Below are 11,700 nucleotides of genomic sequence, written 5' to 3'. Positions count from 1 at the left end.
TTCAAATCGTGCTGTAGGAATTCGGTCTTCAAATTATGTGAGACATTTCTTGTCAGTTTGTAAGCATTCTTTAGTGTGTTTCTACTTGTTGTTTTTATTGGTTTTTTTAGTGCGAACAATCGAAGGCTGTGTAAGCTTTGGCTGGGTGATTTTCCAAGGAGGAAAGGTGTGGCAGGAACGAATTTCAGGTAATCGGTCATTTCAGGTGCGCTTGCCTGTTGAACGGCCACCTGAAGCGCGAGAATTCTCTTTGGCTGCTAATGTTTACCGGTGCGCGGGGCCGCGTTTACGTGCCAATGACCGAATATGTCGCAGCACCGCAAGCAGACACATTGTCGCACCCATTAAGCTGCGCAACGGATGAGCACCCGTAAAGACATTGTCGGCAGCCTCGACAGTCGTTTTTGCAGATGCCCATTCAATGGAAGGTGAATGTGACCTGAGTGTCTCGTCCAGCTTCACCCACCTGTCCCCTGTTTCCTCTGCCCGAGAATCAGGAACAGGGCGACACAAGCCCCGAAAGGGGTGTTGCACGCGACGCTTTCCATCAATAACAAGCTTAAGCGGAGTACCACAGATGGCGTTCTTCACCGCAGCCAGCAAAGCCGACTTCCAGCACCAACTGCAAGCGGCACTGGCGCAGCACATCAGTGAACAGGCACTGCCACAAGTGGCGCTGTTCGCTGAACAATTCTTCGGCATCATTTCCCTGGACGAGCTGACTCAACGTCGCCTCTCCGACCTCGCTGGCTGTACTCTTTCCGCGTGGCGCCTGCTTGAGCGCTTCGATCACGCGCAACCGCAAGTGCGCGTCTACAACCCTGATTACGAACGCCACGGCTGGCAGTCGACCCACACCGCGGTCGAAGTGCTGCACCACGACCTGCCGTTTCTAGTCGACTCGGTCCGCACCGAGCTGAACCGCCGCGGCTACAGCATCCACACCCTGCAGACCACCGTGCTCAGCGTACGTCGTGGCAGCAAGGGTGAGCTGCTGGAAATCCTGCCGAAGGGCAGCACCGGCGAAGGCGTGCTGCACGAGTCGCTGATGTACCTGGAAATCGACCGCTGCGCCAACGCGGCCGAACTGAATGTGCTGAGCAAAGAGCTGGAGCAGGTGCTCGGTGAAGTGCGCGTCGCGGTCGCTGATTTCGAGCCGATGAAGGCCAAGGTGCAGGAGATCCTCACCAAGCTCGATAACAGCGCATTCGCCGTCGATGCCGACGAAAAGACCGAAATCAAGAGCTTCCTGGAATGGCTGGTGGGCAACCACTTCACCTTCCTCGGCTACGAAGAGTTCACCGTTGTCGATCAGGCCGATGGCGGCCATATCGAATACGACCAGAACTCCTTCCTCGGTCTGACCAAACTGCTGCGCACCGGTCTGACCAACGAAGACCGGCACATCGAAGACTACGCAGTGAACTACCTGCGCGAACCGACCCTGCTGTCGTTCGCCAAGGCTGCGCACCCGAGCCGCGTACACCGTCCGGCCTACCCGGATTACGTGTCGATCCGTGAAATCGACGCTGACGGCAACGTCATCAAGGAACACCGCTTCATGGGCCTGTACACCTCCTCGGTGTATGGCGAGAGCGTGCGGGTCATTCCGTTCATCCGTCGCAAGGTCGAAGAAATCGAACGCCGTTCCGGCTTCCAGTCCAAGGCTCACCTGGGCAAGGAACTGGCGCAGGTGCTCGAAGTGCTGCCGCGTGACGACCTGTTCCAGACTCCGGTCGACGAACTGTTCAGCACCGTGATGTCGATCGTGCAGATCCAGGAACGCAACAAGATCCGCGTGTTCCTGCGCAAAGACCCGTACGGTCGCTTCTGCTACTGCCTGGCCTACGTGCCGCGCGACATCTATTCCACCGAAGTGCGCCAGAAGATCCAGCAGGTGCTGATGGAGCGCCTGAAGGCCACCGACTGCGAGTTCTGGACCTTCTTCTCCGAGTCCGTGCTGGCTCGCGTGCAACTGATCCTGCGCGTCGATCCGAAGAACCGCATCGACATCGATCCGCTGCTGCTGGAAAAAGAAGTTGTACAGGCCTGCCGCAGCTGGCAGGACGACTACGCCGCACTGACCGTCGAAAGCTTCGGCGAAGCCCACGGCACCAACGTGCTGGCGGATTTCCCGAAAGGCTTCCCGGCCGGCTACCGCGAGCGTTTCGCGGCGCATTCGGCCGTGGTCGACATGCAGCACCTGCTGAGCCTGAACGAAAAAAATCCACTGGTGATGAGCTTCTATCAGCCGCTGGGCCAGGTGTCCGGTCAGCGCGAGCTGCATTGCAAGCTGTACCACGCCGACACCCCGCTGGCCCTGTCCGACGTCTTGCCGATTCTGGAAAACCTCGGCCTGCGGGTGCTGGGTGAGTTCCCGTACCGTCTGCGCCACACCAACGGCCGCGAGTTCTGGATCCACGACTTTGCGTTCACCGCGGCGGAAGGTCTGGAGCTGGACATCCAGCAACTCAACGACACCCTGCAGGACGCGTTCGTCCACATCGTCCGTGGCGATGCCGAGAACGATGCGTTCAACCGTCTGGTGCTGACCGCCGGTCTGCCATGGCGCGACGTGGCGCTGCTGCGTGCCTACGCGCGTTACCTGAAGCAGATTCGTCTGGGCTTCGACCTGGGTTACATCGCCAGCACCCTGAACAACCACACCGACATCGCTCGCGAGCTGACCCGGTTGTTCAAGACCCGTTTCTACCTGGCGCGCAAGCTGGGCAGCGATGATCTGGAAGACAAGCAACAGCGTCTGGAACAGGCGATTCTGACCGCACTGGACGATGTTCAGGTGCTCAACGAAGACCGCATCCTGCGTCGTTACCTGGACCTGATCAAAGCCACCCTGCGCACCAACTTCTATCAGACTGATGCCAACGGCCAGAACAAGTCGTACTTCAGCTTCAAGTTCAACCCGCACGCGATTCCAGAGCTGCCGAAGCCAGTACCGAAGTTCGAAATCTTCGTTTACTCGCCACGCGTCGAAGGCGTACACCTGCGCTTCGGCAACGTTGCGCGCGGTGGTCTGCGCTGGTCCGACCGTGAAGAAGACTTCCGTACCGAAGTCCTCGGTCTGGTGAAAGCCCAGCAAGTGAAGAACTCGGTCATCGTGCCGGTGGGTGCGAAGGGCGGCTTCCTGCCGCGTCGTCTGCCACTGGGCGGCAGCCGTGACGAGATCGCGGCCGAGGGCATCGCCTGCTACCGCATCTTCATTTCGGGTCTGCTGGACATCACCGACAACCTGAAAGACGGCGCGCTGGTACCGCCGGCCAACGTCGTGCGGCATGACGACGATGACCCGTACCTGGTGGTGGCAGCGGACAAGGGCACTGCGACCTTCTCCGACATCGCCAACGGCATCGCCATCGACTACGGCTTCTGGCTGGGGGACGCGTTCGCCTCCGGTGGTTCCGCCGGTTACGACCACAAGAAAATGGGCATCACCGCCAAGGGCGCGTGGGTCGGCGTACAGCGCCACTTCCGCGAGCGCGGCATCAATGTTCAGGAAGACAGCATCACTGTGGTCGGCGTCGGTGACATGGCCGGTGACGTATTCGGTAACGGCCTGTTGATGTCGGACAAGCTGCAACTGGTTGCCGCGTTCAACCACATGCACATCTTCATCGATCCGAACCCGAACCCGGCGACCAGCTTCGTCGAGCGTCAGCGCATGTTCGACCTGCCGCGTTCGGCCTGGACCGACTACGACACCAGCATCATGTCCGAAGGCGGCGGCATCTTCTCGCGCAGCGCGAAGAGCATCGCCATCTCGCCGCAGATGAAAGAACGCTTCGACATCAAGGCCGACAAGCTGACCCCGACCGAACTGCTGAACGCCTTGCTCAAGGCGCCGGTGGATCTGCTGTGGAACGGCGGTATCGGCACTTACGTCAAGGCCAGCACCGAAAGCCATGCCGACGTGGGCGACAAGGCCAATGACGCACTGCGCGTGAACGGCAACGAGCTGCGCTGCAAAGTCGTGGGCGAGGGCGGTAACCTCGGCATGACCCAACTGGGTCGCGTGGAATTCGGTCTGAATGGCGGCGGCTCCAACACCGACTTCATCGACAATGCCGGTGGCGTGGACTGCTCCGACCACGAAGTGAACATCAAGATCCTGCTGAACGAAGTGGTTCAGGCCGGCGACATGACCGACAAGCAACGCAACCAGTTGCTGGCGAGCATGACCGACGAAGTCGGTGGTCTGGTGCTGGGCAACAACTACAAGCAGACCCAGGCCCTGTCCCTGGCGGCGCGTCGTGCCTACGAGCGCATTGCCGAGTACAAGCGTCTGATGAGCGATCTGGAAGGCCGTGGCAAGCTGGACCGTGCCATCGAGTTCCTGCCGACCGAAGAGCAGATCAACGAGCGCGTTGCGGCAGGCCATGGCCTGACCCGTCCCGAGCTGTCGGTGCTGATTTCGTACAGCAAGATCGACCTCAAGGAACAGCTGCTGAACTCGCTGGTGCCGGACGACGACTACCTGACCCGCGACATGGAAACGGCGTTCCCGCCGACCCTGGTCAGCAAGTTCTCCGAAGCCATGCGTCGTCACCGTCTGAAGCGCGAGATCGTCAGCACCCAGATCGCCAACGATCTGGTCAACCACATGGGCATCACCTTCGTTCAACGACTCAAAGAGTCGACCGGCATGAGCCCGGCGAACGTGGCCGGCGCCTACGTGATCGTGCGTGACATCTTCCACCTCCCGCACTGGTTCCGTCAGATCGAAGCGCTGGACTATCAGGTCTCCGCTGACGTGCAACTGGAGCTGATGGACGAGCTGATGCGTCTGGGCCGCCGTGCTACCCGCTGGTTCCTGCGTGCCCGTCGCAACGAGCAGAACGCTGCCCGTGACGTCGCGCACTTCGGTCCGCACCTCAAGGAGCTGGGTCTGAAGCTCGACGAACTGCTGAGCGGCGAAATCCGCGAAAACTGGCAGGCGCGTTATCAGGCTTACGTCGCGGCCGGTGTTCCGGAGTTGCTGGCGCGTATGGTGGCGGGTACCTCGCACCTGTACACCCTGCTGCCGATCATCGAAGCGTCCGACGTCACTGGCCAGGATCCGGCCGAAGTGGCCAAGGCCTACTTCGCCGTGGGCAGTGCGCTGGACATCACCTGGTACCTGCAACAGATCAGCGCGCTGCCGGTTGAAAACAACTGGCAGGCCCTGGCCCGTGAAGCGTTCCGTGATGATGTGGACTGGCAGCAACGTGCGATCACCATCTCCGTCCTGCAACAGGGCGACGGCACTCAGGACGTGGAAGCACGCCTGGCGCTGTGGATGGCACAGCACGAAAGCATGATCGAGCGCTGGCGCGCCATGCTGGTGGAAATCCGTGCTGCGAGCGGCACCGACTACGCCATGTACGCCGTGGCCAACCGTGAGCTGCTTGACCTCGCGTTGAGCGGTCAGGCGGTGGTGCCTGCGACTGCTGCGAATGCCGAGCTTGAACTGGCCTGAGTAGTGGTTGAATGAAGAAGCCCCGGTGTCGTGAGATGCCGGGGCTTTTTTATGTCTGGATTTTGTGGTGTTTGTTCCGGCCTTATCGCGAGCAGGCTCACTCCTACAGTTGGAATGCGTTTTCCCCCTGTAGGAGTGAGCCTGCTCGCGATGAGGGCCTGACTATCAATACAACTTATGTGCTTGTTTGTTATCCAGCATCGACACTTTATCTGTCGGTCTGGTCAATAAATTACTCAGCGACTGATCAAACTTCTGCAGCGCCCGCACTTGCACATCCTGCTGTTGATTAATATCAGCGACGATCTCTTCCGAACGTTTGAAGTCCGCCCAAACCGGTGTCAGTTCTTTGGCCTCCGAACCTTTCGCCGTGCCGATGTAATTCAACTTCGCATCATAAAAATCCGCGCTGACATCGGCCTTAATGTCGGAGCTGCGCGAGGTAATCAACTGGCTGTGGGTGTCGACGATCGCCACCACATCGGGGTGCGCCGCGCGCAGGCTCTGCATGTCCGGGTACACCGTGACCGAGCCGAACTGCCGTTGCAGCGAGGCCTTGACCCAGTCCACGGCCATGTCCGGTTTCGAGGTGTTGACGTAGGCGTCGTGGATCGGCTGCACCAGCAGGCTCTGGCCGAAACCGGTGCCGGCGTTGGCCTGATAGTCACGCAGATATTCGCGGTTGGTCAGGGTGCTGGGGCTGTAGACCACGCCCAGTGAAACGCCGGGACCGCTTTGCACCTGGGCGGCGCTGCTGCGGCCGACCGGTTGGGTGAACAGGGTATCGAGGGACGACACCGCTTTCGGCGCGGTGGGTACTGAACAGGCGGACAAGGCTAAAACCGATATCGCCAGGGTACTGGCAAAGGCAAGTTTCATGGTGAATCTCCCGTGAAGCAACTTCAGTCGGAAAGTCAGCGTTGTCGCGGCTGTTTGTGACGGGCGCACGACAGTTGATTCAGACTAAACCCGCCAACCTGTAAATAAGCTGACAATTTTTCGAGTTGTGGCGATGCATTAGTTTTATTGGCTTTAAGGCGAATCGGTTAATTGCCTCGGGAAATAAAAAGGCGCAAAACAGTGTTTTGCGCCTTTTTATTTATGGCTGTGCCAACAACCATCAGTTTTTCAAGGGGATCAGTACTTGCTCGTCCGGGGCCAACACCATGAACACCAGCAACTTCGCCGGTTTGCTGTTGCTGGCGTTTTTCGACACCAGATGTTCGGAGCCGGCCGGTTCGTACCAGAACTGGCCTTTCTTGTAGGTGATCGGCTGTTCTCCCTTGACCTGGGAAATCACTTCACCTTCGAGCACGTAGGCCATGGCGGTGCCGTCGTGTTTGTGGGCGATCGAGGACTGGCCGGGTTTGTAGTCGACTTCGATCATCATGGCTTTCTTGCCGGGGGCGTTTTTCAGCATTTGGTCTTGCAGGACGGTGACTTTCTCGGATGGGTCGTGAGCCAGGGCGGCGGCAGACATGGACAGGGCGAGAACGGCGGTGAAGAGGTGCAGGGCTTTCATCTTGGATCACCAGTTGGGGAGGGGTGGTGACCACAGTAGTCTGCGGGGTGGGGTATTCAAACGGCCAATATTCGGGAAGATCGGGTGACCAATCAGTCGTTCGGCGGTGCGGCTGAATACGCCTTCGCGAGCAAGCCCGCTCCCACAGTTGATTGCATTCCAATGTGGGAGCGGGCTTGCTCGCGAAGGGGGCAGATCAGACGATCGGGAAACTGTTGAAATCCACACTATTTGCCAAGCGGCTATCAATCAGGTCGATAAACCCCTGCGCCTCGGGCCGGTTGAAGTGCGCCTGCATTGCCGCTTCCGACTGCCAGCGTGCACTCACCGTCCAGCGCTGGCTGTCCTCGGGGCAGCGGTCGACCATGTAGGCGTCGCAACCCGGTGTCTGGCGCAAGGTGTCGACGATCTTCTGCAACTGCCGGCCGAGTTCTTCCGAACGCCCGGCGGCGGCGCGCACCTGTACGGTGTTGATCACTTCGTTGGACATTGCTCACACTCCTGAATCAGGCCGGACGAATCCTGCTCATTGAGGGATAACGCCTGTGCAGAATAGGCCTGCACCTGCTGATCACCAATAACCAATCGGCGGTTAATCGCCCAGACCAATCATTCACGCCACTTGTTGCAGAATGTCGCGCAGGCGATCCAGAGCGGTGTCGATATCGAGGGTTTCAATGGCGCCGAAGCCGAAGTACAGACCGCTCTTCACCGGTTGCCGGTAATGGAATCCGTCGATGGAATACAGCCCGACCTCGACTTTTTTCGCCAGTTCGATCACCAGCGCCAGGTCGATCGGCACCTTGCACAACACCGCCATGTGGAACCCGGCACTGGGCGGAATCGCCTCCAGCCACGGCGAAAGATCACCGGCCATGCGCGCCAGAATCCGTTCGCGGCGCTGGGCGTAAATCGTATGGCAACGGCGGATGTGCTTGAGCAGGCAGCCTTCGGCAATGAACTTGGCCAGCGCCCATTGCGGCAGGGTCGAGGCGTGCAGGTCGGTGAGTTGTTTGGCGCGGATCACCGCTTCGAGAATCGCCGGCGGCAGGATCGCGTAACCCAGGCGCAGCTCCGGCAGCAGGGTCTTGGAGAAGGTGCCGACGTAGGCCACGATGCCGCGCTGATCAAGGCTGAACAGTGAGTCCGTCGGCCGCCCTTCGTAGCGGAATTCGCTGTCATAGTCGTCCTCGATGATGATCGCGCCCAGCTCATAAGCGCGGGCGAGCAAGGCTTCCCGGCGCGCCTGGCTCATCGGCATGCCCAGCGGGAACTGGTGCGACGGCGTGACGTAAATCATCCGCGTGCCCTCGGGAATCTGCTCGACCACAATCCCCTCGGCATCCACCGGGATTCCGACCACTTCGGCGCCGTGGGTGCCGAACAGCAACCGCGCGGGCGGATACCCCGGATCTTCCATCGCCACCCGACTGCCGGGGCTGATCAGCACGCGAGTGATCAGGTCCAGCGCCTGCTGCGCGCCGTTGCACACCACGATGTCTTCGTCCTGGCAGTTGATCCCGCGCGAAAACGCGATGTGCCGGGCAATCGCATTGCGCAGCGCCGGCAGGCCTTCGGGCACGCTGTAGAAGCCTTTGGAGCCGGCCATCTGGCGCATCGCGTGCGACACGCAACGGCGCCAGTCGTCATGCGGGAACTGGCCCTTGCTGGTGGCGCCGCCGATGAAGTCATAGCGCAACGAACCTTCCAGCGACGGGTGGCGCAAGAACACCGGCAGATTGCGCCAACGCTCGATCACCTCGGCGCTGGCCAGTTCGGTGTGGCTTTGCTTGCGCTGAATCTGCGCCGGGCGGGCGTTGACGTAGGTGCCTTTGCCGATCACCCCGGTGAGGAAATTTTCGTAAGTCAGCTGCGCGTAGGTGTCGGAAATGGTCTTGCGCGAGATCCCCAGTTGCTCGGCCAGCAGACGGCTGGGCGGCAACTGCGTGCCGGCGGCCAGACGCCCGGACTCGATGGCGCCGCGCAGCTGGTTGTATAGCTGGCCGGCGAGGTCCTTGCGGCCATTGATCACGACGTGAAGTTCCATACCGACGCGGCTCCGGAGGGCGATTGAAGTGTCGGCCAGATTACCGCTGTTGCGTGATTGGCAGTAGTTGCGCAGCACAAAAACCCGAAATTGGTCACCATCCCCCTTGTAGGAGTGAGCCTGCTCGCGATGAGGTCGGCACATCCAACATGGCGGTGACTGAATGACCGCTATCGCGAGCAGGCTCACTCCTACAAGGTTGTGTGTTTGGCCGGGGGGCAGTGGTGTAGCGGTTTTCCGTGGAATTGGGGCTGTAACGCCGGCAGCTCTGCGCTTACCGTGAACTCATCATTCCGCTTCCCGAGAGCTGCCATGTCCCCGCGTCTGGACTACTACAACGCATCGCCCAAGGCGATGAAAGCGATGATCGCCATGGAGGCGCTGACTAGCGACCTGAGCATTGAGGCGCCACTGTTGCAACTGATCAGGATCCGCGCTTCGCAGCTCAACGGCTGCGCGTTCTGCACCGACATGCACTCGGTGGACGCGCGGCGGGCCGGGGAGAGTGAGCGGCGCTTGTATGCGATCGCGGTGTGGCGCGACAGCGGCTTCTTTAACCCCCGTGAACGCGCCGCACTGGGCTGGGCCGAGGCAGTGACGCTGTTGGCCGAGAGTCACGTGCCGGACGATGTTTATCAGTTGGCCAAAGCGCAATTCAGTGAGGCGGAACTGGTGGATCTGACCATGGCCGTCACCATCATCAACAGCTGGAATCGCCTTGCAGTAAGCTTCCGCCAGACCCCCAGCGACTGACGTGCACATAACCCTGTGGCGAGGGAGCTTGCTCCGCTGGGGTGCGCAGCAGTCGCAAAACCTTTGCATGCGGTCTGTCAGTCAAAACCGGTTCGGCAGGTTTGGGGGCGCTGCGCACCCCAGCGGGAGCAAGCTCCCTCGCCACAAAGTTTGGTTTTCAGTTTGGTGGGCGCTGTGGTTTGACTGAGGTGCCGAAGGTGTTGCCCATGCGTGTTCCAGTTGCGGCCGGGGTTGCAAGCCCAACCTGATTCGGTGGCCGCTTGTTCACCGGCACATTCAGCGCTTCCTGATTCTTCTGCGCAGCCGCAGCGCCTTCGGGATTGTTGCCCATCTGCTGACTCAGACAATCGTAATTCGGCGCCTTGTAGCCGCCCACCGTCACCTCCACACAGCCCAGCGGCTGTTCGGCGTGGGCGCTGGCGAAAGCGCTCAGCAGCAGCCCGCCGAGGGCGATTTTCCACAGTGATTTCATGCAAGCCTCCTGGCCGGCCCGAAGCGGCCGTTCTCTGAATGCAGTCTAGTGCAAGCCTCGCGCGAATCCCGTGATGGTTTTTTTGCACCGCCCGTCACACCAGATTCATAAACAGTCATCAGGATGACGGTTTTCAGGGGTACGTCAGCCGTGCAGCGAGGCAGTTCCAGGGACGGTCTTCAGCGTTCAGCGACTCTCGTGCGCCGGGTGAGTCTGGGGCTGCTGCTTGGCTGGTTCAGCGGTGCGGCGACAGCCGAACCGGTGCCGGCGGACTTGCGTATGACGCTGCACATTCCGGCGCAGGATCTGGCCCGGGCGCTGGATCAGTACAGCCACGCCACGGGCGTTGCGGTGCTGGTCGACAGTCAGTTGAGTCGTGGCCGGCGCTCGTTGGCGGTCGATGGCGAATACACCGCTGCCGATGCGCTGCGCCGTTTGCTCGGCGGCAGCGGCCTGATGGCGCGTTATGCCCGCGACGATGCGTTCACCCTGCAAGTGGCGCAGGTCGAGGACGTGCCGTCGGCCCCGGACAAAACCACCCCGGCCAGCGCCGCCGTGAGTCGCAGCTACGCCACCGCGGTGCAAGCGGCGATCGAGCGCAACCTGTGCCGTTCGCCGCTGACTCGTCCGGGCAGTTATCGCGCGGTGTTGCAGGTCTGGGTCGGGCGGGACGGCGTGGTGCAGCACAACCGGTTGGTCACCACCACCGGTGATGTACGGCGCGATACCGCGCTGGTAGAGAGCTTTCGCAATCTCAGAATCGACCGGCCGACGCCCAGCGCGTTGCGCCAGCCGGTCACGTTGCTGTTGTTACCGGAGTCGTCAGGGAAACGCATGGAATGCACCAAATGGGAAGGAGTTTCCGGGGGATGAAAGACACCGGACAAGGTTCGATGGTCCAGCTGTTCCTGACGTCCTACGAGGACTTTCGGGTGCGCTTGCGCCGCCGTCTCGGCTCGGAAGACCTGGCCAACGACGTGCTGCACGAAACCTACCTGCGGGTCGACCGCATGGAAACGCCGCCGAACCTGCTGCGGCCCAATGCCTACCTCTATCGCATGGCCCTGAACATCGCCGCCGACCGCCGTCAGGCCGATGCGCGCCTGCTCACCGGCGAGGAAGTCGAAGAGCTGCTGCAGATCGGCGACGAGGCGCTGGATCCGGCGCGGGTGGTCGGTGGGCAGAAGGAAATCCAGTCGCTGCTCAGCGCCCTCTACGAACTGCCAGCGCGGCGTCGCCGAATCTTCATCGCAGCGCGGCTGGAGGAGGCGCCGCACCTGGAAATTTCCCAGCGCTTCGGCATCTCCACGCGCATGGTCGAGAAGGAAATCAAAGCCGCATTGGGCTTCTGCGCAGCGAAACTGGAAAGAAAAGTGTTTCAGCGGTTCGGTCGCGGGGCCGGAAAACCGTCATCTGAATAGTGCCCGATCAAT

The 11,700-nt window shown here is 60.7% G+C and carries 9 protein-coding genes; 4 read left to right on the top strand and 5 right to left on the bottom strand.

All coding sequences use genetic code 11. From position 1 onward, the window contains the following. The first annotated feature begins 577 nt into the window (after nucleotides 1-577). On the top strand, nucleotides 578-5,473 hold the full coding sequence (locus VLA07_RS19490) for an NAD-glutamate dehydrogenase (RefSeq protein ID WP_333990633.1): 4,896 nt from the start codon (nucleotides 578-580) through the stop codon (nucleotides 5,471-5,473). A gap of 165 nt (nucleotides 5,474-5,638) precedes the next feature. On the opposite strand, the gene VLA07_RS19485 is transcribed toward VLA07_RS19490, so the two are convergent. From VLA07_RS19485 to pdxR, 4 genes are all read right to left on the bottom strand, one after another. Next, nucleotides 5,639-6,352, bottom strand: a complete 714-nt coding sequence (locus tag VLA07_RS19485; RefSeq protein ID WP_247269019.1) for an ATPase — start codon at nucleotides 6,350-6,352, stop codon at nucleotides 5,639-5,641. Nucleotides 6,353-6,593: 241 nt separating this feature from the next. Beyond that, entirely contained in the window at nucleotides 6,594-6,995 is a 402-nt protein-coding gene (locus VLA07_RS19480) for a cupin domain-containing protein (protein WP_115989607.1), read from the bottom strand. A gap of 196 nt (nucleotides 6,996-7,191) precedes the next feature. Next, nucleotides 7,192-7,485 (bottom strand): putative quinol monooxygenase, encoded by a 294-nt coding sequence (locus VLA07_RS19475; RefSeq protein ID WP_003225668.1) that lies wholly within the window; start codon nucleotides 7,483-7,485, stop codon nucleotides 7,192-7,194. Nucleotides 7,486-7,608: 123 nt separating this feature from the next. Next, on the bottom strand, nucleotides 7,609-9,042 hold the full coding sequence (gene pdxR / locus VLA07_RS19470) for a MocR-like pyridoxine biosynthesis transcription factor PdxR (RefSeq protein WP_247269021.1): 1,434 nt from the start codon (nucleotides 9,040-9,042) through the stop codon (nucleotides 7,609-7,611). Nucleotides 9,043-9,354: 312 nt separating this feature from the next. On the opposite strand from pdxR, the gene VLA07_RS19465 reads away from it, so the two are divergent. After that, nucleotides 9,355-9,795, top strand: a complete 441-nt coding sequence (locus tag VLA07_RS19465) for a carboxymuconolactone decarboxylase family protein (protein ID WP_333990626.1) — start codon at nucleotides 9,355-9,357, stop codon at nucleotides 9,793-9,795. Nucleotides 9,796-9,952: 157 nt separating this feature from the next. Here VLA07_RS19465 and VLA07_RS19460 read toward each other — a convergent pair whose 3' ends face one another. Continuing rightward, nucleotides 9,953-10,267 carry a hypothetical protein gene (locus tag VLA07_RS19460; RefSeq protein WP_108590594.1) on the bottom strand — a complete coding sequence of 105 codons (315 nt, stop codon included), beginning with the start codon at nucleotides 10,265-10,267 and terminating at the stop codon, nucleotides 9,953-9,955. A 207-nt stretch (nucleotides 10,268-10,474) separates the two neighbouring features. Here VLA07_RS19460 and VLA07_RS19455 point away from each other — a divergent pair, with 207 nt between their 5' ends. Both VLA07_RS19455 and VLA07_RS19450 read left to right on the top strand, forming a co-directional pair. Beyond that, nucleotides 10,475-11,140 carry a secretin and TonB N-terminal domain-containing protein gene (locus VLA07_RS19455; protein ID WP_333990621.1) on the top strand — a complete coding sequence of 222 codons (666 nt, stop codon included), beginning with the start codon at nucleotides 10,475-10,477 and terminating at the stop codon, nucleotides 11,138-11,140. Then, nucleotides 11,137-11,688 carry an RNA polymerase sigma factor gene (locus tag VLA07_RS19450; protein WP_027613107.1) on the top strand — a complete coding sequence of 184 codons (552 nt, stop codon included), beginning with the start codon at nucleotides 11,137-11,139 and terminating at the stop codon, nucleotides 11,686-11,688. The genes VLA07_RS19455 and VLA07_RS19450 overlap by 4 nt, the downstream gene beginning before the upstream one ends. Nucleotides 11,689-11,700: the final 12 nt, after the last annotated feature.

Origin of the sequence: Pseudomonas sp. S3(2024) (assembly GCF_036861315.1) — a bacterium.
Taxonomy (GTDB): Bacteria; Pseudomonadota; Gammaproteobacteria; order Pseudomonadales; family Pseudomonadaceae; genus Aquipseudomonas; species Aquipseudomonas putida_A.
This window is presented reverse-complemented; position numbering and strand designations above follow the sequence as displayed.

Coding starts and splice junctions, on each gene's coding strand:
- VLA07_RS19490 (WP_333990633.1), top strand. CDS start 578: ATGGCGTTCTTCACCGCAGCCAGCAAAGCCGACTTCCAGCACCAACTG.
- VLA07_RS19485 (WP_247269019.1), bottom strand. CDS start 6,352: ATGAAACTTGCCTTTGCCAGTACCCTGGCGATATCGGTTTTAGCCTTG.
- VLA07_RS19480 (WP_115989607.1), bottom strand. CDS start 6,995: ATGAAAGCCCTGCACCTCTTCACCGCCGTTCTCGCCCTGTCCATGTCT.
- VLA07_RS19475 (WP_003225668.1), bottom strand. CDS start 7,485: ATGTCCAACGAAGTGATCAACACCGTACAGGTGCGCGCCGCCGCCGGG.
- pdxR (WP_247269021.1), bottom strand. CDS start 9,042: ATGGAACTTCACGTCGTGATCAATGGCCGCAAGGACCTCGCCGGCCAG.
- VLA07_RS19465 (WP_333990626.1), top strand. CDS start 9,355: ATGTCCCCGCGTCTGGACTACTACAACGCATCGCCCAAGGCGATGAAA.
- VLA07_RS19460 (WP_108590594.1), bottom strand. CDS start 10,267: ATGAAATCACTGTGGAAAATCGCCCTCGGCGGGCTGCTGCTGAGCGCT.
- VLA07_RS19450 (WP_027613107.1), top strand. CDS start 11,137: ATGAAAGACACCGGACAAGGTTCGATGGTCCAGCTGTTCCTGACGTCC.